Origin of the sequence: Pseudomonas sp. LSJ-87 (genome assembly GCF_032971465.1) — a bacterium.
Classification (GTDB): Bacteria; Pseudomonadota; Gammaproteobacteria; order Pseudomonadales; family Pseudomonadaceae; genus Aquipseudomonas; species Aquipseudomonas putida_Z.
On the sequence record NZ_JAWJYQ010000001.1, the window covers coordinates 356630 to 381593 of the forward strand.

A 24964-nucleotide genomic window follows, 5' to 3' on the forward strand; every position below is an offset into this window, starting at 1 on the left:
GTTTAGTCCAGGCAATAGTGCCGGATCAGGTCACGCAATAGACGCACGGTAGGCTCGATTCGTGACATTTCAAGGTATTCGCCGGGCTGGTGGGCACAGGCGATGTCGCCGGGGCCCAGCACGATGGTCTGGCAACCCAGTTGCTGAAGATAAGGCGCTTCGGTGCCGAACGCCACCGCTTCGGCGCGATGGCCGGTCAGGCGCTCCGCCACTTGCACCAGCTCGGCGTCGGCGGCCTGCTCGAATGGCGGCACCTCCGGGAACAGCGGCGCATAGTCGATGCGCACCTCAAAACGCTCTGCCACCGGCACCAGCTTGCCGCGGATGGCTGCGCGCAGTTGCTCCACGTCCATGCCTGGCAGCGGGCGCAGGTCGAATTCCAGGGCGCACTGGCCGCAGATACGGTTGGGGTTGTCACCGCCGTGGATGCAGCCAAAGTTCATGGTAGGGGTCGGTACGGTGAACTGCGGGTTGCGGTAGGTTTGCTGCCATTGCTGGCGCAGGCCCATCAGCTCGCCCATCACTGCGTGCATGGCCTCCATGGCGCTGCGGCCCAGGCTTGGGTCCGAGGAGTGGCCGCTGCGCCCGAGGATGTCGATGCGGTCCATGAGGATGCCCTTGTGCATGCGGATCGGCCGCAGCCCGGTGGGCTCGCCGATCACCGCTGCACGGCCGAGCGGCTGGCCGGCCTCGGCCAGGGCGCGGGCGCCGGACATGGAGCTTTCTTCGTCACAGGTGGCGAGGATCAGCAGCGGCTGCTTGAAATCGTGCTCCAGCAGCGGGATGACCGCCTCGATGACCAGGGCGAAGAAGCCTTTCATGTCGCAGCTGCCCAGGCCGACCCAGCGGCCATCGGTTTCGGTCAGCTTCAGCGGGTCGCTGGCCCACAGCTGTTCGTCATAGGGTACGGTGTCGCTGTGCCCCGCCAGCACCAGGCCACCCGGGCCGGTGCCACGGCTGGCCAGCAGGTTGAACTTGCCGGGGCTGACCTGCTGGATGTCGCACTTGAAACCCAGGTCACCCAGCCAGCCGGCCAGCAGGTCGATGACCTGGCGGTTGGACTGGTCCAGCGCAGGCTGGGTGCAACTGACCGAGGGCGCGGCGATCAGGGCGGCGAACTGGTCTTTCAGCGTCGGCAACGGCATGCGCGTACTCCTCGGAAGCGTTGCCCATCATAGCAATGCCGTCCAACCGTGTGGGCTTCTTCGCGGGTAAACCCGCTCCCACAGGGAAAGCGCTACACCTGAGGGCTACACAGTACCTGTGGGAGCGGGTTCACCCGCGAAGAAGGCCACCACGATCCAACAGACGAGAGCCGACTCCTGTAGACTGCTGGGCAACCACGCCCCCTCCTTCGAGCCTGTGATGCACAAAGAAACCGAACTCAAGCTCCGCGCCAGCCGCGAGACCCTTGCCGCCCTGCGCGAGCACCCTCTGCTGAAAAAGCGCAACAAGTCCGGCTGGCAGACCCGCGAACTGCTCAACCAGTACTTCGACACCCCCGAGCGCGAGCTCTCCGCCGCCCGTGTCGCCCTGCGCCTGCGCCGCGATGGCGAGGCCATCATCCAGACCCTCAAGTGCCGCGGCACCAGCGTGGCCGGCCTGTCCGAGCGCAACGAGCACGAATGGCAGCTGGACAAGGTCAAGCTCGACCTGAAGAAGCTCGACGACAGCTGCTGGCCCGCGCAACTGGCCAACCTGGACAAAAAGACCATCAAGCCGCTGTTCACCACCGACTTCAGCCGTGAATACGCCGAAATCGCCTGGGGCCGTGGCAAGAGCAAGGTGGTGATCGAGGCCGCGCTGGACCAGGGTTTCGTGATCGCCGGCAAGCGCAAGGAAGAGATCTGCGAGCTGGAACTGGAACTGCGTGAAGGCGAGCCGCAGGCACTGCTGGAACTGGCCGCCGAGCTGGCCGCCAGCCTGCCGCTGATGCCATGCGACATCAGCAAGGCCGAGCGTGGCTACCGCCTGCTGGAGCCGGACAGCTACGAGCTGGGCCTGCCGCACACCGAGCTGGAAGCCGAAATGGCCGTGGACGACGCCTACGCCGCACTGGCCTGGCAACTGCTGGGCAGCAGCCAGCGCCTGGCCGAGCAATACCGCCACAACGGCCACTGGCGCCTGCTGCAGGACTGGGTCGAGTGCCTGAGCGAGCTGCGTGCCATTACCGCCAGCCTGGGCCAGGCCGCGCCACGCGCCACCACCCGCGACCTGCGCAGCAGCCTCGACGCCCTGCTCGAAGACTGGCGCCCGCTGGTGCAGGCCGGCAACGAAGACGAAGATATCCGCCGCGCCGCTCCCGAGCAGTTCGCCGAAGAGCTGGAGGACGTGCGCTGGGGCCAGTTCTCGCTGGAAACCTCGCGCTGGCTGCTGGCCCGTGCCTGGACCGTGGAGCGCAAAGGCCGTGGCGAGCGCCAGGGCAAGGCGCAGCTGGCAAGCTGGCTGGCGCACCTGCTGGGCGAAGAAGGCCGAGCGTTGAAGCTGCCGCTGTACACCCAGCGTCCGGAAGACCTGGCCGAGCAACTGCCGCGTATCGAACAGCTGCTGGCCTGGCTGCATCATGCCCGTCAGGTGCTGGAAGCGCCGCAGATGGACCGCCTGTATGGCGACCTGAAGAAGCTGCATGAGCTGGCTGAACAGCCGATCAGCGATGAAGTGCTGGAGGCGCGTATCGAACAGGCTCGGGCGGTGGACCAGAGCCGCGGCTGGAAGCACTTGCTCAAGGCGTGATACCGCGTCGCATTCTTCGCGGGTAAACCCGCTCCCACAGGGGTCGCGCTGCTCTCTGGCTCACTGATAACCCTGTGGGAGCGGGTTTACCCGCGAATGCCTCAGCGCGAAAGTGGCAGGCTGGTGGTGGACTTGATCTCCGACAGCGCCACGATCGAGTTCACCTCCTGTATCCCCGGCACGTTCGACAGTTTTTCGAAGAAGAACCGTTCATAAGCCTCGATATCCGGGGTGACGATGCGCAACAGAAAGTCCACCGACCCCATCAGCACATAACACTCCAGCACCTCCGGAAACCCGCGGATTGCGTCGGTGAACTCGGTGAAGTTGGAGCGTCCGTGGGCGTTCAGTTTCACCTCGGCGAAAATCTGCGTGTTCAGGCCGACCTTCTTGCGATCCAGCAAGGTCACCTGCCCGCGAATCACCCCCTCCTCCTTCAACCGCTGGATACGCCGCCAGCACGGCGATTGCGACAGCCCCACGCGTTCGGCGATCTGCGCACTGGACAGTGAAGCGTCCTCCTGCAGCAGTTCGAGGATACGGCGGTCGTAGGCGTCCAGCTCGCTATGCATCAATAATTCTCCAGAGCAGCACTTCATGAATAGAACAATTCGCCGATACAGCGAAATGATCAAATCATAGCGAAAAAATACCGCCGCCAACGTGCAAGAATTTCTCCCACATTTGCGGAGACCAGCATGAACGCACAGCCCCGTACCGACGCCTGGGCCGCCAGCAGCGCCCATAGCACCGTGCACTATCGCCTGCAGGCCGAGGCCGAGCCTGACAGCCTGTGCCGGGTGCTCAACCTGTTTGCCCTGCAGTTCCTGACCCCGCACAGCGTGCAGGTCAGCCAGCAGGATGACTGGCTGGATATCGAGGTCGGCATCGGCGGCCTGAGCTGGCACCGGGCCGAGGTGATTGCGCAGAAACTGCGTAACCTGGTGTGTGTGGGTGAGGTGAGCCTGAGCAACCTGCAGCGGGTGGAGCTGGCGCTTGTGTAAGCATTTACCGGCCCTATCGCCGGCAAGCCGGCTCCCACAGGTACAGCGCAATCTTCGAGCCTGTGGTGATCCTGTGGGAGCTGGCTTGCCGGCGATAGGGCCAGTACAGGCACAGTAAATTCCCGAAACTTTTCACTTCCGTTAACCTTCCGCCGTCCGGCTAGCCTTGATCAGCACTCCCCTATCAGGCACGGACGCCCACCATGCACACACCCGACAACCCGGCACTCGACCTCAAGCACCTGCTCCAGGCCCTGCTCGCCGGCCAGCACCTGCACGCCAACGACACCCTGCAGGTACTCGAGCATGCCGCCACTCACCCCACCGCCCACCCGCTGGAACAGATCGCCGCCTGCGCCCTGGAAGACCGCCGACACCCTGGCCAGCCCCTGGACCTGGACCGCCTCTGCCAATGGCTGGCCAACAAGGTCGGCCAGCCCTACCTGCGCATCGACCCGCTGCAACTGGACCTGCCCCAGGTCACCGGCCTGATATCCCCGGCCTTCGCCCAGCGCCACGGCATCCTTATCGTCGCCGCTGACGCCTCCAGCGTCACCGTCGCCAGCGCCCAGCCCTACCAGGACGACTGGCTGGCCGACCTCACTCGCAGCCTGGGCCGGCCGATTCGTCGCGTGCTGGCCAGCCCGCAGCAGGTCCGCCAGGCAGGGCAGTCGTTCCACCGCCTGGCCCAATCGGTAAAGGGCGCGCAACACCAGCAGTCAGCCAGCCTGGGCGAACTGGAACAGCTGCTGGAGCTGGGCAAGCGCCAGGCCGAGGCCAGTGCGGACGACGCGCACATCGTGCATATCGTCGACTGGCTGCTGCAGTACGCCATCGAGCAACGCGCCAGCGATATCCACCTGGAACCACGCCGCGAGCAGGGCCAACTGCGCTACCGCATCGACGGCCTGCTGCACAACGTCTATGCCTTCCCCGCCGGGGTGACCCTGGCGCTGGTCAGCCGCCTGAAACACCTGGGGCGCATGGACGTCGCGGAAAAGCGCCGGCCGCAGGATGGCCGGCTGCAAAGCCGCCTGCCTGGCGGCGGCGAGGTGGAACTGCGGCTGTCGACCCTGCCGACCCCGTTCGGCGAAAAACTGGTGCTGCGCCTGTTCGACCCGCAACAGCTGCAAGAAGGCTTCGACCGGCTGGGCCTGGATGGGCCACAACTGGACCAGTGGCAAGGCCTGCTGCGCCAGCGCCAGGGCATCATCCTGGTCACTGGCCCCACCGGGTCCGGCAAGACCAGCACGCTGTACGCCAGCCTCAAGCTGCTGGCCACGCCGCAGGTCAACCTGTGCACCATCGAAGACCCGATCGAGCGTCTGGATCCCACCTTCAACCAGCTGCAGGTGCAGCCCGCCCTGGACCTGGGTTTCGCCAACGGTGTGCGGGCCATGCTGCGCCAGGACCCGGACATCATCATGATCGGCGAAATCCGTGACCGCGAGACAGCCCTGGTGGCGGTGCAGGCAGCCCTGACCGGGCACCTGGTGCTGTCGACCCTGCATACCAACGACGCCTGTGGCGCGATCACCCGCCTGCAGGAACTGGGTGTGGCCGACTACCTGATCAAGGCAACGCTGGTGGGGGTAATGGCCCAGCGGTTGGTGCGCACACTGTGCGCGGATTGCCGGGGTGGTGCAGCGCTGCCCGAAGGCCAGCCGTGCCGTACCTGTCGTGGCACGGGGTTCCATGGCCGCACAGGGTTGTTCGAGCTGCTGGTGCCCAGCGACAGCCTGCGCGCCCTGATAGGCCCGGGCAGCGATCTGGCCAGTTTGCGGCGCCAGGCCGTGGCCGATGGCTTGCTCGATCTGCGCCGCTGCGGCGAAGCCAAGGTAGCCTGCGGGCACACCCGCCAAGAGGAAGTGCTACGGGCCTGTTCCTGAGCAAAAATCCTTTGTATTCAAGGAACTTGCCCCCCTGTGGCAGGATCAAACCGCGCATCTTCAACCCTCACCCTTCGAGGTGTTTCAACATGCGTTTCAAAACCGCCATCGCTGCCGCTGCCTTGCTTTCGCTGCCTATCGGCTCGGCCATGGCCGATACCTTCTGGCGTAACGTGATGACTACCGGTGCTACCACGGCATCGAGCTACCTGACCTCCGGGGATCACAAGCTGGTGATGGCGGCGCAGGATGACGCCGGCAGCTTCGTGGCCAGCGAAGGCGCGATCCGCGGGCCGTTCCTTGAAGCGGCGATTCGTCAGGCCCGCGCGGAAAACCCGGGGATGCAGGCTTCTGACATGGAACTGGCCAATGCCATCTTGGCCAAGAATGCGGTAGCCGAGTAACCGCGTCGCCTGCTTCGCGGGTGAACCCGCTCCCACAGGTACTGCACAGTATTCAAAACTTGTACAAGCCCTGTGGGAGCGGGTTTACCCGCGAAGAGGCCGGCACAGGCAAACCACAATTAGCGGTAAGCCTCCACCGGCACACAAGCACAGAACAAATTCCTGTCCCCATACACATTGTCGACCCGGTTCACCGCTGGCCAGTACTTGTGCTGGCGCACATGAGCACTGGGCGCCACCGCCTGTTCCAGGCTGTAGGGCCTGTCCCACACCGCCAGCACATCGGCCAGGGTATGCGGCGCATGCTTGAGCGGATTGTTCTCCGCCGGCCAGTTGCCCTCCTGCACTTCGCCAATTTCCGCCCGAATCGCCAACATCGCCTCGACGAAGCGGTCCAGTTCGGCCTTCGACTCACTCTCGGTCGGCTCGACCATCAGCGTGCCCGGCACCGGGAACGACATGGTCGGCGCGTGGAAGCCATAATCCATCAGGCGCTTGGCCACGTCCTCTTCGCTGATGCCGGTCAGCGCCTTCAGCGGCCGCAGGTCGAGGATGCACTCATGCGCCACCCGCTGGTTGCGCCCGCGGTAGAGTACCGGGAAGGCGCCACCCAGCTGGCTGGCCAGGTAATTGGCCGAAAGGATCGCCACCTCGCTGGCATCGGCCAGCTGCGGCCCCATCATGGCTATGTACATCCAGCTGATCGGCAGGATGCTCGCACTGCCCCAGGGCGCCGCACTGACCGCGCTGTTGTTCGGGTCCAGGCCGGGTACCGGCACCACCGGGTGGCTGGCGACGAACGGCTTGAGGTGCGCGCGAATGCCGATCGGGCCCATGCCCGGCCCGCCACCACCGTGGGGAATGCAGAAGGTCTTGTGCAGGTTCATGTGTGAAACGTCGGCGCCGATATCCGCCGGCCGCGCCAGGCCCACCTGGGCATTGAGGTTGGCGCCATCCATGTACACCTGGCCACCGTGCTGGTGGACCACTTCGCAGATTTCGCGAATCCCCTCTTCATACACGCCGTGGGTCGACGGGTAAGTGATCATCAGGCACGACAACCGATCCCCGGCCGAGTGGGCCTTGGCCTTGAGGTCGGCCAGGTCGACGTTGCCATCGTCGTCGCAATCGACGATCACCACCTCCATGCCGGCCATTTGCGCCGACGCCGGGTTGGTGCCGTGGGCCGACGACGGGATCAGGCACAGCGTGCGTTGCGGCTGGTGGCGGCTACGGTGGTAGCGGGTAATGGCCATCAGGCCGGCGTACTCGCCCTGGGCACCGGAGTTGGGCTGCATGCAGATGGCATCGAAGCCGGTAATGGCGCACAGCCAGCTTTCCAGTTCGTCGATCATCGCCTTGTAGCCGGTTGCCTGGGCCGCCGGGGCAAACGGATGCAGCTGGGCAAAACCAGGCCAGGTGATGGGGATCATCTCGCTGGTGGCGTTGAGCTTCATGGTGCACGAACCCAGCGGGATCATCGACTGGTTCAGCGCCAGGTCCTTGTTCTCGAGCTGCTTGAGGTAGCGCAGCATCTCGGTTTCGCTGTGGTGCAGGTTGAACACCGGGTGGGCGAGGAACGGCGTGCGCCGCACCAGGCTGGCGGGGATGCCTTCGGGCAGGGCCAGCTGGTCGAGTGCGGCTATATCCAGGCCGTGGTCCACCCCCAGGAAGATGTCGAACAGGCGCAGCACTGTCTGCTCCGAGCAGGTCTCATCCAGGCTCACGCCCAGGTGCCCGCGGCCGAGGATGCGCAAGTTGATCTGCGCGGCTTCGGCGCTTTCGATGATGGCCGCCTGGGCACCGCCGACGTCCAGGGTGAGGGTGTCGAAGAAGTGCTGGTTGAGGCGCTTGATGCCCTTGGCCTCGAGGCCGGCGGCCAGGATGAAGGTCAGCCGGTGCACGCGCTGGGCAATGCGCTGCAGGCCTTCCGGGCCGTGGTACACCGCGTAGAAGCCGGCAATGTTGGCCAGCAGCACCTGGGCCGTGCAGATGTTGGAGTTGGCCTTCTCGCGGCGGATATGCTGCTCGCGGGTCTGCAGGGCCATGCGCAACGCGGTGTTGCCACGGGCATCGCGCGACACGCCGATGATGCGCCCCGGCATGGCTCGCTTGTAGTCATCGCGGCAGGCGAAATAGGCCGCGTGGGGGCCGCCATAGCCCATCGGTACGCCAAAGCGCTGGGTCGAGCCCAGCACCACATCGGCACCCAGCTCCCCAGGCGGTGCCAGCACCACCAGGCTGAGCAGGTCGGCGGCTACGCAGGCCAGGGCATGCTGGCTGTGCAAATGGTCGATTTGCGGGCGCAGGTCGCGCACCTCGCCGTGGGTATCCGGGTACTGCAGCAAAGCCCCGAAAACCGCGTGTTTGCCAAGGTTATCCACAGAGTCGACGATCAGCTCGAAGCCGAAGCCCTCGGCACGGGTCTTGAGTACCGACAGGGTCTGCGGGTGACAGTGCTCGTCGGCGAAGAAGGCATTGCTCTTGTTGCGCACCACCCGCTTGGCCAGGGCCATGGCCTCGGCGGCGGCGGTGGCTTCGTCGAGCAGCGAGGCATTGGCCAGGGCCAGCCCGGTGAGGTCGATGACCATCTGCTGGAAGTTCAGCAGCGCCTCCAGCCGGCCTTGGGCAATCTCGGGCTGATAAGGCGTGTAGGCGGTGTACCAGCCCGGGTTTTCCAGCACGTTGCGCAGGATGACCGTGGGGGTGATGGTGCCGTGGTAGCCCATGCCGATCAGGCTGGTCCAGACCTGGTTCTGCCCGGCGTAACCGGCGAGCTTGGCCAGGGCGGCCTGTTCGTCCAGTGCCGGCGGCAGGTCGAGGGGGCGATTGAGGCGGATGTCTGGCGGTACGGTCTGCTCGATCAGCTCACTGCGGCTGGCGACACCCAGCGCGTTGAGCATGGCCTGCTGCTCCGTGGCATCCGGGCCCAGGTGGCGACGCAGGAATGGGTTGAGCTCTTGCAGTTGATGCAGGGATGGCGACTGGGACATGACGACGCTCTCTTCCTGGAACAGCTCTCATGGAGACTTACAAGTCTAGGAAGGGATTGCCGATTCTGCGGGGAAAGTTGCTCGCAGGCCCGGCCTCTTCGCGGCTAAAGCCGCTCCCACAGGGACCGCACAGGTATCAGACGCTGTGCAGTCCCTGTGGGAGCGGCTTTAGCCGCGAAGAAGGCAACGCGGTCTTACTCGCCGATAGCGGCTGCGTAACCAGCAGCATCCAGCAGCTTGTCCAGCTCGGCCGGGTTGCTTGGCTTCAGCTTGAAGATCCACGACTCGTAAGGTTCTTCGTTGAGCAGCTCAGGGCTGTCAGCCAGCTCTTCGTTGACCGCGATCACTTCGCCACCGACCGGGGCATAGATGTCCGAAGCGGCCTTGACCGACTCGACCACACCGGCCGCGTCGCCAGCGGCGAATACCTTGCCGACTTCAGCCAGCTCGACGAACACCACGTCACCCAGGGCTTCCTGGGCGTGGTCGCTGATACCCACGGTCACGGTGCCGTCGGCTTCCAGGCGAGCCCACTCGTGGCTTTCGGCAAAACGCAGGTCGGCGGGGATATTGCTCATGTCTTGAATTCCTCGATTGGCTCAGCGGTACGCCCGCCGGTTAAAAATTGTTCAGATCAGGATCTTGCCGTTGCGCACGAAGGTCGGTTTGACCACCCGCACCGGGTACCACTTGCCGCGGATTTCCACCTCGGCCCGGTCGCCGGTGGCCATGGGCACGCGTGCAAGGGCAATGGACTTGCTCAGCGTAGGCGAGAAACTACCACTGGTGATCTCCCCTTCGCCAATCCCGGCTACACGCACCACCTGGTGGGCACGCAGCACGCCGCGCTCTTCCAGCACCAGGCCGACCAGTTTTTCCTGCACGCCGTGCTCGATTTCCGCCAGCAGCCCGGCGCGGCCGATGAAGTCGCGCTCGGCCGGCTCCCAGGCGATACTCCAGCCCAGGTTGGAGGTAAGCGGGGTGTGGGTTTCGTCGATGTCCTGGCCGTACAGGTTCATGCCGGCTTCCAGGCGCAGGGTATCGCGGGCACCAAGGCCGCTGGGGGCAATACCGGCACCGACCAGGTCGTTGAAGAAAGCCACGGCCTGCTCGCCGGGGAGGATGATCTCCAGGCCGTCTTCACCGGTATAACCGGTGCGGGCAATGAACCAGTCGCCTTCGGCAACGCCTTCGAACGGGCGCAACTCGCGGATCAGCGCGGCACGCGCGGAGCTGAGCAGGGCCGCAACCTTTTCTCGGGCATGCGGGCCCTGGATGGCAAGGATGGCAAGGTCGGGGCGGACCTTGAAGTCCACGGCAAAACCGTCACGCTGCAGCTGCAGCCAGTCGAGCACCTTGGCGCGGGTGGCGGCGTTGGTGACCAGACGATAGCCATCTTCCGTGCGGTAGACGATCAGGTCATCGATCACCCCGCCCTGCGCCTGCAGCAGCGGGCTGTAAAGCGCCTTGCCGGTGTCGTCGAGGCGGGCCACATCGTTGGCCAGCAGACGCTGCAACCAGGCAGTGGCGTCGCTACCATCGACATCGATCACGGTCATGTGGGAAACATCGAACACCCCGCAATCGCTGCGCACCTGATGGTGCTCCTCGACCTGCGAGCCATAGTGCAGGGGCATGTCCCAGCCACCGAAATCGACCGTCTTGGCGCCAAGCGCCAGGTGCAGGTCATACAAAAGCGTGCGCTGTCCCATGGGTTTCTCCTTCCGGGCGTGGCGAAGCGGCGGCGGTCGATGACGTCGGGTCGTCAGCTCTTCTTGTGTAGGACCCGCCGCGCGAATGCCGCGCATTGTAGCCGCAAGGGCGCGGGCTGGCACCCTCAGTGACTGTGACCGGGTCGACGTGCCGAACGGCGGATCAGGCCGATGACCGGCAGCAGGCCCACCAGCACCAGGGTCAGTGCCGGCAACGATGCACGCGCCCACTCACCCTCGCTGGTCATCTCGAACACCCTTACCGCCAAGGTGTCCCAGCCGAACGGGCGCATCAGCAAGGTGGCCGGCATTTCCTTAAGCACGTCGACGAAAACCAGCAGGGCGGCGCTGAGCGCGCCAGGCACCAGCAGCGGCAGATACACCTTGAAAAACAATCCCGCGCCACCGACGCCCAGGCTGCGGGATGCCTCGGGCAATGACGGGCGGATCCGCTCCAGGCTGCTCTCCAGCGGCCCGTAGGCCACCGCGATGAAGCGCACCAGGTAGGCCAGCAGCAATGCGGCCAGGCTGCCCAGCAGCAGCGGCTTGCCGGCACCGCCCAGCCAGCTGGACAGCGGGATGACCAGGTGGTTGTCGAGGTAACTGAAGGCCAGCATGATCGACACCGCCAGCACCGAGCCGGGCAAGGCATAGCCCAGGTTGGCCAGGCCTACCCCGGCGCGGATACCGCCCGTCGGCGCCTGGCGCCGGGCAAAGGCCAGCAGCAACGCCACACACACCGTGACCAGCGCCGCCATGCCGCCCAGGTACAGGGTGTGCAGCACCAGGCCGACATAGCGCTCGTCCAGGTCATGCCGGCCGCGCTGCCAGAACCACGCCAGCAGTTGCAGCAGCGGAATGACGAAGGCGCAGGCGAACACCAGCAGGCACCAGCCACTGGCCAGCAACGCCTTGAACCCGCGCAGGTGGTACAGCGCCTGCCCGCGCGGCCGCTCGTTGCCGCTGCGGCTGGCCCCCCTGGCACGGCGCTCGCCATACAGCACCAGCATCACCGCCAGCAGCAACAGGCTGGCCAGCTGGGCCGCGCTGGACAGGCTGAAGAAGCCGTACCAGGTCTTGTAGATGGCCGTGGTGAAGGTGTCGAAGTTGAACACCGCCACCGCGCCGAAGTCGGCCAGGGTTTCCATCAGGGCCAGGGCAATACCGGCGCCGATCGCGGGCCGTGCCATGGGCAGGGCCACACGCCAGAACGCTTGCAGCGGGGACAACCCCAGCACCCGCGCAGCCTCCATCAGGCCCTTGCCCTGGGCCAGGAATGCGCTGCGCGCCAGCAGGTAGACATAGGGGTAGAACACCAGCACCAGGACGACGATCACCCCGCCGGTGGAGCGCACCCGCGGCAGGCGCATCGGCCCGAATACCTCGCGCAGGGCGCTCTGCACCGGGCCGGCGAAGTCCAGCAGGCCGACGAAGACGAACGCCAGCACATAGGCCGGGATGGCGAACGGTAGCATCAGCGCCCAGTCCAGCCAGCGCCGGCCAGGGAACTCGCAGAGGCTGGTCAGCCAGGCCAGGCTGACGCCCAGCACGGTGACGCCGATGCCCACACCCACCACCAGCGTCAGGGTATTGCCCAGCAGGCGAGTCATCTGGGTGTCGAGCAGGTGCGACCAGATCTGCAGGTCGATCGACTGCCAGGACAACAGCAGGACGCTCAGGGGCAGGAGCACCAGGGCGGCGACCAGGGTGACCGGGAGGTACCAGCGGCGTTGGGGGGTGTGGGGCAAGGCTTGATTCTCGATTGCGATGGCGACCGCTGCGCGGTCGTTCGCGGGTGAACCCGCTCCCACAGGATCTGCACTGCCTTTGAGGGTTGTGCGGTCCCTGTGGGAGCGGGTTTATCGGAACGCCGAACCGCCGCGAATGGGCCCTTGCAGGCCCCGGAAGGATAAAGCCTGGCGCTTAGTTCCAGCCAGCCCGATCCATCAAGCGAATCGCTTCAGCCTGGCGCTTGCCGGCGATTTCCACCGGAATGCTGTCAGCCTTGAAGCTGCCCCACGCTGCCACTTCTTCCGATGGCTTGACCTTCGGGTTGGCCGGGAACTCCTGGTTGATGTCGGCGAACAGCTTCTGCGCCTCTTCACCGGTCATCCATTCCACCAGCTTCTTCGCCGCCTCCGGGTGTGGCGCATGCTTGGTCAGGCCGATGCCCGACAGGTTCACGTGCACGCCACGGTCACCCTGGTTGGGCCAGAAGATCTTCACCGGCAGTTTCGGGTTCTGGTTGTGCAGGCGACCGTAGTAATAGGTGTTGACCACGCCCACGTCGCACTGGCCGGCCTCGATGGCCTGGATCACTGCGTTGTCGTCGGAGAACACGTCGGTGGACAGGTTGTTGACCCAGCCTTTGACGATCTGCTCGGTCTTCGCCTCGCCGTGGGTTTCGATCAGGGTGGCGGTCAGCGACTGGTTGTACACCTTCTTCGCCGTGCGCAGGCACAGGCGGCCTTCCCACTGCTTGTCGGCCAGGGCTTCGTAGGTGCTCAGCTCCTGTGGCTTGACCCGCTCGGTGGAGTAGATGATGGTGCGGGCGCGCAGGCTCAGGCCGGTCCAGTCGTGGGACGAGGCGCGGTACTGCGGCGGGATGTTCTGGTCGATGATGTCGGACTTGATCGGCTGCAGGATGCCCATCTGCTCGGCCTGCCACAGGTTGCCGGCATCGACGGTCAGCAGCAGGTCGGCCACGCCGTTTTCGCCCTCGGCCTTGATGCGCTGCATCAGCGGGGCTTCCTTGTCGGTGATGAACTTGATCTTGACCCCGGTCTTGGCGGTATAGGCATCGAACACCGGCTTGATCAGCTCGTCGATGCGCGAGGAGTACACCACCACTTCGTCCGCTGCGTGGGCGGTGCCGCCAAACAGGGTCAGGGCCAGGGCGGCCAGTAGGGGCTTGCGTGGCAACATGGAAAGCACTCCTCGGATCGTATGAGAGGCGCAAATGGTAGTGAATCCCATTTTCCGACTCATCTACATAGGCGTTACCGGATGTTGCAGAGGGGGCTGCTGTGCAGCCCATCGCCGGCAAGCCAGCTCCCACAGGTACTGCACAGGGCTTGAGGTCGATGCGGTCGAGGTGGGAGCTGGCTTGCCGGCGAAAGGGCCGCAAAGCGGCCCCGACAATCTCAAGCCTTGGCGAGATCCGGCAGATCACCGCTCAAACCCAGCGCCTGTCGCACAAACATCGCCTTGGCCTCCGGCATCTGCTCCACCAGCTTCAACCCGCTGTTACGCAACCAGCGCAACGGCAACGGGTTGGCCTGGAACAACCGCTCGAACCCTTCCATCGCCGCCATCAGCGCCAGGTTGTGCGGCATGCGCCGTCGCTCGTAACGGCTCAGTACCTTCACATCCGCCAGCCGCTCGCCACGCTCGCAGGCGTTGACCAGCACCTCGGCCAGCACCGCAGCATCGAGGAAGCCCAGGTTCACGCCCTGCCCGGCCAGCGGGTGAATGGTGTGCGCGGCATCGCCTATCAATGCCAGGCCTTCATCCACATAGCGCTTGGCGTGGCGCTGGCGCAGCGGCACGCACAGCCGCGGGTCGGCCTGCAGCACATCACCCAGGCGCCCCTCGAAAGCCCGCTCAAGGGCTTTCAGGAAGGCCGCTTCATCCAGCGCCATCAATTGCTCGGCATGCTCCGGGGTGGTCGACCACACGATCGAGCACCAGTCCTGCTGGCCATCGCGGGTCAGCGGCAGGAACGCCAGTGGCCCTTCATCGGTGAAGCGCTGCCAGGCCGTGGCCTGGTGCCCGGCGCTGCAACGCACGCTGGTGACGATGGCATGGTGCAGGTAATCCCACTCGCGGGTTTCGCAGCCGGCCAGGCGCCGCACTGCCGAGTTGGCACCGTCGGCCGCGATCACCAGCGGCGCACGCAGCTGGCGGCCATCGGCGAGGGTCAGCAGCCACTCGTCGCCGGAGCGGCGCAGCTGTTCGAGCCGCGCATTGGGCAGCAGGCCGATGTCGCTGTCATGCAGGCGCTCCAGCAGGCCATCCTGCACCACCCGGTTCTCGACGATGTGGCCGAGCACCTGGGCATGCACGCTGGCCGCCGAGAAGTGAATCTGCCCGGTGCCGCTGCCATCCCACACATGCATGTCCGAGTATGGCGTGGCACGCCGCCGGGCAATGCCATCCCAGGCGCCAAGGCGCTCGAGAATGCGCTGGCTGGCTGCCGACAGCGCGCTGACACGCGGCTCGAACGGGGCCTGGGCATCGAACGGCTTGACCGTCAGCGGGCCGCCGTCGAGCAAGAGGATTTGCAAGCCACTGTGGCGCAACGCCAGGGCCAGGGCGCTGCCGACCATACCGGCACCGACAATCAACAGATCTGCGCGCATTTCCATGCCTTACGCCAGCCTCGCTTGCGGCTTGAGCCGCACATATAGGGTTTTATCGACCCGCGCCACCAGCTCGCCGGCGCCGTCGCGGATATCGACCTGCAAACGCGGCAGGCACTTCTTGCCGGTGGCGGTCTGCTGGCGGATTTCGTCCAGCAGCGCGTCATCGACGTGGAGTTCGGCATACACCGGGCCTTTGCCCGGCGAAATGAAATCGATGCTGGCCGCCTTGTCCCAGACGATGTAGTCACGCCCCAGCTGCTCGATCAACAGCAGCATGTAGAACGGGTCGACCATGCCGTACAGGCTGCCGCCGCACTGGGTGCCGACGTAGTTGCGGTTCCAGCGGGTCAGTTTCATCGCCACCTTGACGCTGCGCAGGTCCGGGCTGATGTGCTGCACGCGGATACCAGCCCCGAGGTGCGGCGGGAACAGGTTAAGCCGCCAGCGCAACAGGCACGCCCGGCGCGCCAGCCTGCGCGCGTCGTCCCTCATGCCTGACCTCGCGGATCGGGGCGGGTGCCCAGGCCCATGGCCTGGCGGGCGAACCAGCTTTTGGCCGGTGGCAGCAGGTCGAGCCCGAGCAGGCCAAGGTTGCGGCCTGCGGCCAGCAATGGCTGGCTGCTGCCGAACAGACGGGTGACCTGGTCGGAAAAGCCGATGGTCATGGCCTGGTCCAGGCGCTGACGCTGGTGGTAGCCCTGCAACGTGGTCAGGTCGCCAGGCTGCTGCGGCCCGGCCAGCAGCGCCTCGGCCAGCGCCTGCACGTCACGCAGCGACAGGTTGAAGCCCTGGCCGGCAATGGGGTGCAGGCTGTGCGCGGCGTTGCCCAGCACCACCAGATGCGGCCGCACCTGCTCCTGGGCCTCGATCAGCGACAGTGGGTAGAGGTGCCGCGCGCCGACCTGGCGCAAGGCGCCCAGGCGATAGCCGAACACGCCCTGCAGCTCGCGCAGGAAACTGCGCTCGTCGATGTCGGCCAGGCGTCGCGCGTCCATGCCCTGGCGGGTCCAGACCAGCGCGCAGCGGTTATCCGGCAGCGGCAGCAGGGCCATGGGGCCTTCTTCGGTGAAACGCTCGAAGGCCTGGCCACCGTGGGCCTCGCCCGGGGTGATATTGGCGATCAGCGCGCTCTGTTGGTAGGCCGTGTGGCGCACATGGATGCCCAGCTGTTCGCGCAGGCCGGAGCGGCCACCGTCGGCCAGTACCGCCAGGTCGCACTCCAGCTGGGTGTCGTCGTTCAGCAGCAGGCGGTAGCCACCTTCGATGGCCTGCATCGCGGTCACCTCCGCCGGGCAGCGCCAGCTCACCACCTCGCTGTCCAGCCCTTGCCACAGGCACTGGCCCAGCCAGGCGTTTTCCACCACGTAGCCAAGCGCCGGCACGCCCTCTTCCAGGGCATCCAGGCGGGTGGCACCGAAGCGGCCGCGGTCAGATACGTGAATTTGCCGGATCGGCTCGGCGCGATGGCCGATGGCCTGCCACAGGCCCAGCTGCTGGTAGATCTGCTGGGTACCGAACGACAGTGCCGACGAACGTGCGTCGTAGCTGGGCTGGAAGCTGTCACCGGGGGCGAACGGCTCGATCAGCAGGATCTTCCAGCCTCGCGCCTTGGCCCCCGCCTGCAGGGCCAGGGCCAGGCTCGCGCCCACCAGGCCGCCACCGATGATCGCCAGGTTTACCCGATTCATGCGGCGTCCTTGCGGGCGGCCTGCATCAGCGCCTCGATCTCGGCGACCGTGCGCGGCACGCCCGAAGTCAGGATTTCACAACCTTGCCTGGTCACTACCACGTCGTCCTCGATCCTTACACCAATGCCGCGCCATTTCTTGGCCACGGCCTGATTGTCGGCGCCTATGTAGATGCCCGGCTCGACGGTCAGCGCCATGCCGGGTTCAAGCACCCGCCACTCACCGCCCACCTTGTACTCGCCCACATCGTGCACATCCATTCCCAGCCAGTGCCCGGCGCGGTGCATGTAGAAGGCACGATAGGCCTCGCTGTCGATCAGCGCCTGCACCTCGCCCGTCAGCAGGCCCAGTTCCACCAGGCCCTCGGTGATGACCCGCACGGTCGCCTCATGGGCGTGGTTCCAGTGCTTGCCGGGGGCGATTTCGGCAAACGCCGCGGCCTGGGCCTTGAGCACCAGCTCGTAGATGGCCTTCTGCTCGGGCGAAAAGCGCCCGCTCACCGGGAAGGTACGGGTGATGTCGCTGGCGTAGCAGTCGATCTCGCAGCCGGCGTCGATCAGCACCAGGTCGCCATCCTTGAGCGGGGCGTCGTTCTGCTGATAGTGCAGGATGCAGCCATTGCGCCCGGCCGCGACGATCGAGCCGTAGGCCGGCATCTTCGCCCCGCCTTTGCGGAACTCGTAGTCCAGCTCGGCTTCCAGGCTGTATTCGTGCAACCCGGCCCGGCAGGCCTGCATGGCCCGCACGTGGGCCCGCGCCGAGATGTCTGCGGCAGCGCGCATCACCTTCACTTCCGCTGCCGATTTATACAGGCGCATGTCGTGCAGCAGATGATCCAGCGCAACGAACTCGTTCGGCGGCTGGGCGCCCAGGCGGGCCTTGGAGCGGATCACGTTGATCCAGTCCATCAGCCGGCGGTCGAATTCGGGGTTGCTGCCCATGGCGCTGTACACCCGCTCACGGCCTTCGATCAGGCCCGGCAGGATCTCGTCGATGTCGGTGATGGGGAAGGCATCGTCTGCGCCAAAATCGCGCACCGCACCTTCCTGGCCGGCCCGCAGACCATCCCACAGTTCGCGCTCGGGGTTGCGTTCACGGCAGAACAGCACGTATTCGCCATGCTCGCGCCCCGGGATCAGCGCAATCACCGCCTCCGGCTCGGGGAAACCGCTGAGGTACTGGAAGTCGCTGTCCTGGCGGTAAACGTGCTCGACGTCGCGGTTGCGGATGGCAACCGCGGCGGCGGGCAGGATGGCGATGCTGTTGGGGACCATCTGCGCCATCAGCGCCTTGCGCCGACGGGCATACTCGGCCTTGGGAATGTGGCTCATGGGCAGACTACCCCCGGTTGATCAGTGCAGCGATGGCTTGGGTGCGGGGGCGGCCGGCTTGGCCAGCTCGGAGAACAGCAGCAACGGCGCCACGCGCAGGTATTCCATGACTTCCATGTAGTCGCTCTCGCCGTCCTCGGACTCCTCGAGGGCTTCCTGGACCTGGGAAATGGCCACCAGGTCCTGCAGCACTTCCTTGGCCTCGTCGGACAGGTCCTTGCCACCGGCATTCAGGCCGAAACCGGTAATGAAGCCTTGGCACCACTGGCCCAGCGCGGTGGCGCGGTCGCTCAGGGCGGCGTCGTCGGAAGGCAGCAGCAGGACGATGGCCATGTCGTCGCTGGTCAGCTCGCCCTTGACCATTTCCTGCAGGCCGACCAGGGCGTTGCGCACGGTGTCACCGGGCTCGGTTTCCAGCAGCTGGGCGGCATCGGCCAGCCAGCCGTCGGCGTCGAAGCCGGCACCGGCGCAGCTGCGGCCGATCAGCAGGCCGTGCAGTTCGGCCGGGGTGACAGGATGACCATTGCTGGACAGCAGCATGGCGAAGGCGATGTAGGGCGATTGGGTATTGGGCATGGGCAGCTAGGCGCCAGACGGCGCAATGACTAGAATGGAGACCTTGTATCCTAGCACCGGCAGGCGCGCCAAGACCATCGGCACTGGCCGTCGCCGCCCAGGGAGAGGCATCATCGCCAGGTGACTCAACGACGGAGCGAATCGAGTGCAACCCACGCAAGAGAACGACCTGCAGGCACTGATGAGCCGATTCGAGTTGCTGATCGAACGTGTCGAGCAACTAAAACGGCAAAATGCACTCCTAGTAGCTCAGGAAAAATCCTGGCGCGAAGAGCGCGCCCACCTCATCGAAAAGAACGAGATCGCCAAGCGCAAGGTCGAGTCGATGATTTTACGCCTCAAGGCTCTGGAGCAAGACTCATGAGTTCAAGCAATAGCGTCACCGTGCAGATCCTCGACAAGGAATATTCGATCATCTGCCCGCCGGAAGAGCGCAACAACCTGGTCAGCGCCGCGCGCTACCTGGACGGCAAGATGCGCGAGATCCGCAGCAGCGGCAAGGTGATCGGCGCCGACCGCATCGCGGTCATGGCAGCGTTGAACATCACCCACGAAATGCTGCACCGCCAGGAAGACCGTAACGATGCCCCGGCAGGCGGCACCACCCGCGAACAGGTGCGCGACCTGCTGGAACGGGTCGACCAGGCACTGTCCGACGACGCGGATACCAAAATCGGCTGAGATTGGTATACTGGCGCCACTCCCTGGGGGATGCGCCAGTCGGTTATGTCCCTGAGCCGATACGCACAACCACGGGGGTTGCACGCTGGGGCCGGTGTGCATGTCCGCCCGACGGAAAGCCTTAACGCCCCCTGCAATCTCCACCTTGAACTTTCGGGTTCAAGGGCTACACCGATAGCGGTCTTATCGGGGAGCCTGAATTCTCTTGCCCGCCCCTTCCGGCGGGCAATTCGTTTTGGCCGACCACGTCGGCCAGCACCTGGGATCGCCCGTGCCATGACCGACACCGCGCAGCTCACCCGCCCCCAGCTTCGTCGCCTGCTCCGCAATGCCCGCCGCGCCCTTACCCCTGCCCAGCAACGCCAGGCCGCCCTTGGCCTGTACCGCCAGCTGGCGCAGCACCCGCTGTTCCGACGCGCCCGGCATATTGCCCTGTACCTGCCCAACGACGGCGAGATCGACCCTTACCTGCTGCTGCGCGAAGCCCAGCGCCGCGGCAAGCGCACCTACCTGCCGGTGCTCCACGCCTGGCCGCGTACGCGCATGGTGTTCCAGCGCTTCGAGCAGGGCGAGAAGCTCAAGCCCAACCGCTTTCGCATTCCCGAGCCGGTCACCGAGCGCAAGCGCCAGCGCCCGATCTGGTCGCTGGACCTGATCCTGCTACCGTTGGTCGGTTTCGACGAAGTGGGCGGTCGCCTGGGAATGGGCGGTGGTTTCTATGATCGCAGCCTGGCCTACCAGGCGCGTCGCCAGACCTGGAAAAAGCCGTTGCTGTTGGGGCTGGCACATGAATGCCAGAAGGTCGAGCGGCTGGCTCAGGCCAGTTGGGATGTACCGCTGCAGGGGACGGTCTCGGACCGTGGCTGGTACCTGGCGCCGCGTTGAGCGGCGCCGGCGGGGGCATCAACGTTGCGGCTGGCTGGCGTCGACCGGCATCTGATAGGCGTTGTCCAGCTTGCGCTCCCAGATCCCTTGCGCATAACCGGTCGTGACCACACCCAGGCCGAAAATGAACACCAGGATCCACAGCAGATCCGGCTTGTTACGTTGATTCATCGAAGATTGCCCCCCAGGCAAACTGTTCAGGCTCGGCAATTTTCTGGGTATCGCCGGAGCATCGCGCTTTAAACGGGGCGCATTTTCCGACAACCTGCGTCTGCACGCAAACCTTGACGCCAACCGACTGTCGGTTTCATGCAACAGGTTATTTCAAACCTTTTCAGGAGCAGCACCCATGGCCTACTGGCTGATGAAATCCGAGCCCGACGAGCTCTCCATCGAAGCCCTCGGCCGCCTCGGCGAAGCGCGCTGGGACGGCGTGCGCAACTACCAGGCGCGCAATTTCCTGCGGGCCATGAGCGTTGGCGACGAGTTCTTCTTCTATCACTCCAGCTGCCCGCAGCCGGGCATCGCCGGCATTGCCAAAATCACCCGCGCCGCCTACCCCGACCCGACCGCGCTGGACCCGCAAAGCCACTACTACGATGCCAAGGCCACGGCCGACAAGAACCCGTGGAGCGCGGTGGATGTGGCCCATGTGCAAACCCTGCCACGGGTGCTGGAGCTGGGCTGGCTGAAACAGCAGACAGGCCTGGCCGAACTGCCGCTGGTGCAGAAGGGCAGCCGCCTGTCGGTGATGCCGGTGACACCAGAGCAATGGGCGGTGATTGTCGCTTTGCGTTGAAACTGCGGCTAAGGTCATAAACCAAAGGGGCCGCCCTGCGGCCCATCGCCGGCAAGCCAGCTCCCACCCCGACCGCATAGACCTCAAGCCATGCGCTGCCCCTGTGGGAGCTGGCTTGCCGGCGATGGGCTGCGAAGCAGACCCAGTCATGGATTTGACTGATATCAACACGCCGCGCGCGGCCGCAGGCCATGATGCAGTGTGCATGACCGCAAGGATGCAGACCGATGAACCGATACGCCCCCAGGATCTTCGCCACCGCGCTGATCGCCCTACTCGCAACAGCCGGTGGGCTGGGGTACTGGAAGTCGCTCCACGACCAGCTGCCCGAAGGCCTGAGCATGGGCAACGGCCGCCTGGAAGCCACCGAAGTGCAGATCGCCAGCAAAATCCCCGGCCGCCTGGCCGAAGTGCTGGTCGACGAAGGTGACAAGGTAACTCGCGGCCAGCTGCTGGCGCGCATCGACACCCGTACCATGGAAGCCCAGCGCAGCCAGGCCGAAGCCGAAGTGCTGCGCGCTCGGGAAAACTACGCCGCCGCCCAGGCCAGCGTGCAGCTGCGCCAGAGCGAACTGCTGCTGGCCAGCCAGGAGCTCAAGCGCGTGCGCGAGATCTTCCAGCGCAAATACGCCAGCCAGCAGTTGCTCGACCAACAGCAGGCGCGCTTCGACACGGCCAACGCCGCCGTGGTCGCCGCCCGCGCCCAACTGGCGGCGATCAAGGCCGCCATCGGCGCCGCCGAGGCCCAGGTGGCGCAGCTCACCAGCGAAATCGACGACAGCAGCCTGCGCGCACCGATCGACGGCATCATCCAGCTGCGCCTGGCCGAGCCCGGTGAAGTGCTGGGTGCCGGCGGCCGCGTACTGATGCTGATCGACCCCAGCGACCAGTACATGAACCTCTACCTGCCCGCCTCCACCAGCGGCCGGCTGACCGTCGGCGACCAGGCGCGGATCGTGCTCGACGCCCTGCCCGAGCGGGCGCTGCCGGCGAAGGTGGCCTTTGTCGCGGCCAAGGCCCAGTTCACCCCCAAGCAGGTGGAAACCCGCGACGAGCGGCAGAAGCTGGTGTTCCGGGTCAAGTTGCGCCTGACCGACCCGGGCGCCGTACCGCAGGCCAAGCCGGGCATGCCAGGCGCCGGCTATGTACGCACGGCTGAGGTGGACTGGCCGGCCAACCTGCAATGAACGCCCCGGCACTGCTGGCCGAGGGTATCAGCCATCGCTACGGCGACCTGGTGGCCCTGCACCCCCTCGGGTTCAGCCTGCCGGCGGGCACCCGCTGCGCGCTGATCGGCCCTGACGGGGCTGGCAAATCGACCCTGCTGGGGCTGATCGCCGGCGTCAAGCGCCTGCAACAGGGCGAACTGCAGGTGCTGGGTGGCTCGATCCGCCAGCGGCGCCATCGCGCGGCGTTGTACCCGAAAGTGGCGTTCATGCCGCAGGGGCTGGGCAACAATCTGTATCCGGAGCTGTCGATCAGCGAGAACATCCGTTTTTTCGCCACCCTGTTCGGCCTCGGCCGCCGCGAATGCGAACAGCGCATGGCCAACCTGCTGCAGGCCACCGACCTGCAGCGCTTTGCCGAGCGCCCGGCGGGCAAGCTGTCGGGCGGCATGAAACAGAAGCTGGGCCTGTGCTGCGCGCTGATCCACGAGCCGGACCTGCTGATCCTCGACGAGCCGACCACCGGCGTCGACCCACTGTCACGGCGGCGCTTCTGGGAGCTGGTCGAACAGGTGCGCGCGCAGCGCCCGCAACTGACCCTGCTGGTGGCCACCGCCTACATGGAGGAAGCCGAACAATTCGAGCATTGCCTGATGCTCGATGGCGGCCGCCTGCTGGCCGCCGGCCTCAGCCATGAGCTGGCTGCAGTCACCCCCAGCGGCAAGCTGGACGACGCCTTCACCCATTACCAAGGCGCGGGCAAGGCACAACACCCTCCGCTCATCATTCCACCGCGCCCGGCCACTGACACCTCGGTCGCCATCGAGGCACACGACCTGACCCTGCGCTTTGGCGATTTCACTGCCGTGAACAAGGTCAGCTTCGCCATTGGCCGCGGGGAGATCTTCGGCTTCCTGGGCTCCAACGGCTGCGGCAAGACCACCACCATGAAAGTGCTCACCGGCCTGATGCCGGCCAGCGAAGGCAGCGCCAGCCTGCTTGGCCGCCCAGTGGATGCCAGCGACCTGGCCACGCGCAAGCGGGTCGGTTTCATGTCGCAGAGTTTTTCGCTGTATGGCGAGCTCAGCACCCGGCAGAACCTGACCCTGCATGCCCGCCTGTTCGACCTGCCCAAGGCCGAGAGCGCCCAGCGTATCGACGAACTGATCGAGCGCTTCGACCTGGGTGCCATCGCCGACCAGCCATCCGGCGCCCTACCCCTCGGCCTGCGCCAGCGCCTGTCACTGGCGGTGGCGGTGCTGCACCGCCCGGAAGTGCTGATCCTCGACGAACCCACCTCCGGTGTCGACCCGGCTGCCCGTGACGACTTCTGGCGCCTGCTGGTGGAGCTGTCACGCGAGCAGGGCGTGACCATTTTCCTTTCTACCCACTTCATGAACGAAGCCCAACGCTGCGACCGCATCTCGCTGATGCATGCAGGCCGGGTGCTGGCCTGCGACACGCCGGGCGCCCTGCAACGCCAGTACCAGGGCAACACCCTGGAAGACGCGTTCGTGCGCTGCCTGGAACAGGCCCAGGAACTGGCGCCGCAAGCCACCGACAACGCCGTGCTGGAACAGGCCGCCACGCCTGCGCCGGCGCTGCGCCAGGGTTTCAGCCTGCGTCGCCTGCTGGCGGTGGCCAGCCGTGAGGGCAAGGAGCTGCTGCGCGACAGGGTGCGCCTGGCCTTCGCCCTGCTGGGGGCGGTGTTCATGATGGTGATCTTCGGCTATGGCATTTCGCTGGATGTGGAAAACCTCGCCTTCGCCGTACACGACCAGGACCAGAGCCCACAAAGCCGGGCCTATCTGGAAGCCTTCCGTGGTTCACGCTATTTCGCCGAACAGGCGCCCATCCGCGATACCCGCGAAATGCACCAGCGCCTGCAGCGCTCGGAAATCAAACTGGCGCTGGAAATCCCACCCGGCTTTGGCCGCGACCTGTACGCCGGGCGTCAACCGGTGGTGGCTGCCTGGCTCGATGGCGGCATGCCGTTCCGCGCGGAAACCAGCCGCAACTACGTGGAAGCCGTGCATCAGGCCAACCTCGAGCAACTGGCCAAGGCCAGCCCACAGCCGCAGCCGCGCCAGGACCTGGTGCGCCTGGAAACCCGTTTTCGCTACAACCAGGATGTGGTCAGCGTGAACGCCATCGGCCCGGGGGTAATGGCGCTGATCCTGGCCTTCATCCCGGCCATGCTCACCGCGCTGGGTATCGTCCGCGAGAAAGAGCTCGGCTCCATCACCAACTTCTACGCCACACCCCTCACCCGCCTGGAGTTTCTGCTTGGCAAGCAGATGCCCTATCTGGCCGTGAGCCTGGTCAACCTGGCGCTGCTGGTGGCGATGAACCGCTGGCTGTTCGCCGTGCCGCTCAAGGGCAGCGTGCTGGCCCTGGCCTGTGGTGGCGTCGCCTACCTGCTGGCGACCACCAGCCTGGGCCTGCTGATCTCGGCCTTCACCCGCACCCAGATCGCCGCCATCCTGGGCACCATGATCATCACCAGCCTGCCGACCATCCAGTTTTCCGGGCTGATCGTGCCACGCTCGTCGCTGGACGGTGCGGCGGCGGTAATGGGCCAGCTGTTCCCGGCGGGCTACTTCCTCGATATCGCGGTCGGCACCTTCACCAAAGCGCTGGGCCTGCGCGAACTGTGGCCGCAGTGCCTGATCCTGCTCAGTTTCTTTGTCGTGTTCACTGGCCTGAGCCTGGCCATGCTGAAGAAGCAGGAGGCCTGAG

At 65.7% G+C, this 24964-nt stretch carries 23 protein-coding genes and 1 other RNA gene; 11 read left to right on the forward strand and 13 right to left on the reverse strand.

Annotated features, from left to right (window positions below; genetic code table 11):
* Positions 1 to 2: 2 nt before the first annotated feature.
* The gene (gene argE / locus RYH74_RS01520; protein WP_075046704.1) at positions 3 to 1145 is read right to left on the reverse strand and encodes an acetylornithine deacetylase; all 1143 of its coding nucleotides are present in this window, start codon (positions 1143 to 1145) and stop codon (positions 3 to 5) included.
* Between the two features lie 220 nt (positions 1146 to 1365).
* Between argE and RYH74_RS01525 the strand changes: the two genes are divergently transcribed.
* Positions 1366 to 2733 (forward strand): CYTH domain-containing protein, encoded by a 1368-nt coding sequence (locus RYH74_RS01525; protein WP_003259352.1) that lies wholly within the window; start codon positions 1366 to 1368, stop codon positions 2731 to 2733.
* A 101-nt stretch (positions 2734 to 2834) separates the two neighbouring features.
* On the opposite strand, the gene RYH74_RS01530 is transcribed toward RYH74_RS01525, so the two are convergent.
* Positions 2835 to 3305: an Lrp/AsnC family transcriptional regulator gene (locus tag RYH74_RS01530; protein ID WP_015272225.1), complete on the reverse strand. Its 471-nt coding sequence runs from the start codon at positions 3303 to 3305 to the stop codon at positions 2835 to 2837.
* Between the two features lie 126 nt (positions 3306 to 3431).
* Between RYH74_RS01530 and RYH74_RS01535 the strand changes: the two genes are divergently transcribed.
* From RYH74_RS01535 to RYH74_RS01545, 3 genes are all read left to right on the forward strand, one after another.
* Positions 3432 to 3737, forward strand: a complete 306-nt coding sequence (locus RYH74_RS01535; RefSeq protein ID WP_286100740.1) for a hypothetical protein — start codon at positions 3432 to 3434, stop codon at positions 3735 to 3737.
* A 203-nt stretch (positions 3738 to 3940) separates the two neighbouring features.
* Positions 3941 to 5626 carry a GspE/PulE family protein gene (locus RYH74_RS01540; protein ID WP_286100741.1) on the forward strand — a complete coding sequence of 562 codons (1686 nt, stop codon included), beginning with the start codon at positions 3941 to 3943 and terminating at the stop codon, positions 5624 to 5626.
* Between the two features lie 89 nt (positions 5627 to 5715).
* Entirely contained in the window at positions 5716 to 6030 is a 315-nt protein-coding gene (locus tag RYH74_RS01545; RefSeq protein WP_003259356.1) for a DUF2388 domain-containing protein, read from the forward strand.
* Between the two features lie 119 nt (positions 6031 to 6149).
* Here RYH74_RS01545 and gcvP read toward each other — a convergent pair whose 3' ends face one another.
* The 10 genes from gcvP to RYH74_RS01595 all read right to left on the reverse strand — a co-directional run bounded on the left by gcvP (position 6150) and on the right by RYH74_RS01595 (position 18694).
* Complete coding sequence (gene gcvP / locus RYH74_RS01550; RefSeq protein WP_317408863.1) at positions 6150 to 9023, reverse strand: aminomethyl-transferring glycine dehydrogenase; 2874 nt, start codon at positions 9021 to 9023, stop codon at positions 6150 to 6152.
* Between the two features lie 194 nt (positions 9024 to 9217).
* On the reverse strand, positions 9218 to 9601 hold the full coding sequence (gcvH, locus tag RYH74_RS01555) for a glycine cleavage system protein GcvH (RefSeq protein ID WP_274078263.1): 384 nt from the start codon (positions 9599 to 9601) through the stop codon (positions 9218 to 9220).
* A gap of 51 nt (positions 9602 to 9652) precedes the next feature.
* Entirely contained in the window at positions 9653 to 10735 is a 1083-nt protein-coding gene (gene gcvT / locus RYH74_RS01560; protein WP_317408864.1) for a glycine cleavage system aminomethyltransferase GcvT, read from the reverse strand.
* A 125-nt stretch (positions 10736 to 10860) separates the two neighbouring features.
* Positions 10861 to 12483 (reverse strand): ABC transporter permease, encoded by a 1623-nt coding sequence (locus RYH74_RS01565; RefSeq protein WP_075046708.1) that lies wholly within the window; start codon positions 12481 to 12483, stop codon positions 10861 to 10863.
* Positions 12484 to 12658: 175 nt separating this feature from the next.
* Positions 12659 to 13660 (reverse strand): extracellular solute-binding protein, encoded by a 1002-nt coding sequence (locus RYH74_RS01570; RefSeq protein ID WP_274078265.1) that lies wholly within the window; start codon positions 13658 to 13660, stop codon positions 12659 to 12661.
* Between the two features lie 218 nt (positions 13661 to 13878).
* Positions 13879 to 15096 (reverse strand): 2-octaprenyl-3-methyl-6-methoxy-1,4-benzoquinol hydroxylase, encoded by a 1218-nt coding sequence (locus tag RYH74_RS01575; RefSeq protein WP_317408865.1) that lies wholly within the window; start codon positions 15094 to 15096, stop codon positions 13879 to 13881.
* A 9-nt stretch (positions 15097 to 15105) separates the two neighbouring features.
* On the reverse strand, positions 15106 to 15591 hold the full coding sequence (locus tag RYH74_RS01580) for a DUF4442 domain-containing protein (protein ID WP_317408866.1): 486 nt from the start codon (positions 15589 to 15591) through the stop codon (positions 15106 to 15108).
* On the reverse strand, positions 15588 to 16787 hold the full coding sequence (gene ubiH / locus RYH74_RS01585; protein WP_317408867.1) for a 2-octaprenyl-6-methoxyphenyl hydroxylase: 1200 nt from the start codon (positions 16785 to 16787) through the stop codon (positions 15588 to 15590). Before ubiH ends, RYH74_RS01580 begins: the two co-directional genes overlap by 4 nt.
* Complete coding sequence (gene pepP, locus RYH74_RS01590) at positions 16784 to 18118, reverse strand: Xaa-Pro aminopeptidase (RefSeq protein ID WP_025341052.1); 1335 nt, start codon at positions 18116 to 18118, stop codon at positions 16784 to 16786. The genes ubiH and pepP overlap by 4 nt, the downstream gene beginning before the upstream one ends.
* A gap of 21 nt (positions 18119 to 18139) precedes the next feature.
* Entirely contained in the window at positions 18140 to 18694 is a 555-nt protein-coding gene (locus tag RYH74_RS01595) for a YecA family protein (protein WP_003259367.1), read from the reverse strand.
* A 181-nt stretch (positions 18695 to 18875) separates the two neighbouring features.
* Here RYH74_RS01595 and RYH74_RS01600 point away from each other — a divergent pair, with 181 nt between their 5' ends.
* The 4 genes from RYH74_RS01600 to RYH74_RS01615 all read left to right on the forward strand — a co-directional run bounded on the left by RYH74_RS01600 (position 18876) and on the right by RYH74_RS01615 (position 20260).
* Positions 18876 to 19058: a TIGR02449 family protein gene (locus RYH74_RS01600; RefSeq protein WP_029886233.1), complete on the forward strand. Its 183-nt coding sequence runs from the start codon at positions 18876 to 18878 to the stop codon at positions 19056 to 19058.
* Positions 19055 to 19375 (forward strand): cell division protein ZapA, encoded by a 321-nt coding sequence (locus tag RYH74_RS01605; protein WP_003259368.1) that lies wholly within the window; start codon positions 19055 to 19057, stop codon positions 19373 to 19375. The genes RYH74_RS01600 and RYH74_RS01605 overlap by 4 nt, the downstream gene beginning before the upstream one ends.
* A gap of 17 nt (positions 19376 to 19392) precedes the next feature.
* Positions 19393 to 19572: non-coding RNA, 6S RNA (ssrS, locus tag RYH74_RS01610), on the forward strand.
* A 79-nt stretch (positions 19573 to 19651) separates the two neighbouring features.
* Positions 19652 to 20260, forward strand: a complete 609-nt coding sequence (locus tag RYH74_RS01615; RefSeq protein ID WP_003259369.1) for a 5-formyltetrahydrofolate cyclo-ligase — start codon at positions 19652 to 19654, stop codon at positions 20258 to 20260.
* A gap of 18 nt (positions 20261 to 20278) precedes the next feature.
* On the opposite strand, the gene RYH74_RS01620 is transcribed toward RYH74_RS01615, so the two are convergent.
* Positions 20279 to 20431, reverse strand: a complete 153-nt coding sequence (locus RYH74_RS01620) for a hypothetical protein (protein ID WP_013974724.1) — start codon at positions 20429 to 20431, stop codon at positions 20279 to 20281.
* 178 nt (positions 20432 to 20609) lie between these two features.
* On the opposite strand from RYH74_RS01620, the gene RYH74_RS01625 reads away from it, so the two are divergent.
* The 3 genes from RYH74_RS01625 to rbbA all read left to right on the forward strand — a co-directional run bounded on the left by RYH74_RS01625 (position 20610) and on the right by rbbA (position 24963).
* A complete protein-coding gene (locus tag RYH74_RS01625) occupies positions 20610 to 21059 on the forward strand; it encodes an EVE domain-containing protein (RefSeq protein ID WP_286100744.1) in 450 nt (149 codons plus the stop codon).
* A gap of 227 nt (positions 21060 to 21286) precedes the next feature.
* The gene (locus RYH74_RS01630; protein WP_085704041.1) at positions 21287 to 22246 is read left to right on the forward strand and encodes an HlyD family secretion protein; all 960 of its coding nucleotides are present in this window, start codon (positions 21287 to 21289) and stop codon (positions 22244 to 22246) included.
* A complete protein-coding gene (rbbA, locus tag RYH74_RS01635) occupies positions 22243 to 24963 on the forward strand; it encodes a ribosome-associated ATPase/putative transporter RbbA (RefSeq protein WP_317408868.1) in 2721 nt (906 codons plus the stop codon). The genes RYH74_RS01630 and rbbA overlap by 4 nt, the downstream gene beginning before the upstream one ends.
* Position 24964: the final 1 nt, after the last annotated feature.

What these genes read in the sequence shown, in the direction of transcription:
- RYH74_RS01570 (WP_274078265.1), bottom strand. Translation starts at nt 13,660, where the DNA reads ATGTTGCCACGCAAGCCCCTACTGGCCGCCCTGGCCCTGACCCTGTTT.
- RYH74_RS01580 (WP_317408866.1), bottom strand. Translation starts at nt 15,591, where the DNA reads ATGAGGGACGACGCGCGCAGGCTGGCGCGCCGGGCGTGCCTGTTGCGC.
- pepP (WP_025341052.1), bottom strand. Translation starts at nt 18,118, where the DNA reads ATGAGCCACATTCCCAAGGCCGAGTATGCCCGTCGGCGCAAGGCGCTG.
- rbbA (WP_317408868.1), top strand. Translation starts at nt 22,243, where the DNA reads ATGAACGCCCCGGCACTGCTGGCCGAGGGTATCAGCCATCGCTACGGC.
- RYH74_RS01600 (WP_029886233.1), top strand. Translation starts at nt 18,876, where the DNA reads ATGAGCCGATTCGAGTTGCTGATCGAACGTGTCGAGCAACTAAAACGG.
- gcvP (WP_317408863.1), bottom strand. Translation starts at nt 9,023, where the DNA reads ATGTCCCAGTCGCCATCCCTGCATCAACTGCAAGAGCTCAACCCATTC.
- RYH74_RS01615 (WP_003259369.1), top strand. Translation starts at nt 19,652, where the DNA reads ATGACCGACACCGCGCAGCTCACCCGCCCCCAGCTTCGTCGCCTGCTC.
- RYH74_RS01530 (WP_015272225.1), bottom strand. Translation starts at nt 3,305, where the DNA reads ATGCATAGCGAGCTGGACGCCTACGACCGCCGTATCCTCGAACTGCTG.
- RYH74_RS01625 (WP_286100744.1), top strand. Translation starts at nt 20,610, where the DNA reads ATGGCCTACTGGCTGATGAAATCCGAGCCCGACGAGCTCTCCATCGAA.
- gcvH (WP_274078263.1), bottom strand. Translation starts at nt 9,601, where the DNA reads ATGAGCAATATCCCCGCCGACCTGCGTTTTGCCGAAAGCCACGAGTGG.
- ubiH (WP_317408867.1), bottom strand. Translation starts at nt 16,787, where the DNA reads ATGAATCGGGTAAACCTGGCGATCATCGGTGGCGGCCTGGTGGGCGCG.
- RYH74_RS01605 (WP_003259368.1), top strand. Translation starts at nt 19,055, where the DNA reads ATGAGTTCAAGCAATAGCGTCACCGTGCAGATCCTCGACAAGGAATAT.
- gcvT (WP_317408864.1), bottom strand. Translation starts at nt 10,735, where the DNA reads ATGGGACAGCGCACGCTTTTGTATGACCTGCACCTGGCGCTTGGCGCC.
- RYH74_RS01630 (WP_085704041.1), top strand. Translation starts at nt 21,287, where the DNA reads ATGAACCGATACGCCCCCAGGATCTTCGCCACCGCGCTGATCGCCCTA.
- argE (WP_075046704.1), bottom strand. Translation starts at nt 1,145, where the DNA reads ATGCCGTTGCCGACGCTGAAAGACCAGTTCGCCGCCCTGATCGCCGCG.
- RYH74_RS01545 (WP_003259356.1), top strand. Translation starts at nt 5,716, where the DNA reads ATGCGTTTCAAAACCGCCATCGCTGCCGCTGCCTTGCTTTCGCTGCCT.
- RYH74_RS01525 (WP_003259352.1), top strand. Translation starts at nt 1,366, where the DNA reads ATGCACAAAGAAACCGAACTCAAGCTCCGCGCCAGCCGCGAGACCCTT.
- RYH74_RS01575 (WP_317408865.1), bottom strand. Translation starts at nt 15,096, where the DNA reads ATGCGCGCAGATCTGTTGATTGTCGGTGCCGGTATGGTCGGCAGCGCC.
- RYH74_RS01535 (WP_286100740.1), top strand. Translation starts at nt 3,432, where the DNA reads ATGAACGCACAGCCCCGTACCGACGCCTGGGCCGCCAGCAGCGCCCAT.
- RYH74_RS01595 (WP_003259367.1), bottom strand. Translation starts at nt 18,694, where the DNA reads ATGCCCAATACCCAATCGCCCTACATCGCCTTCGCCATGCTGCTGTCC.
- RYH74_RS01540 (WP_286100741.1), top strand. Translation starts at nt 3,941, where the DNA reads ATGCACACACCCGACAACCCGGCACTCGACCTCAAGCACCTGCTCCAG.
- RYH74_RS01620 (WP_013974724.1), bottom strand. Translation starts at nt 20,431, where the DNA reads ATGAATCAACGTAACAAGCCGGATCTGCTGTGGATCCTGGTGTTCATT.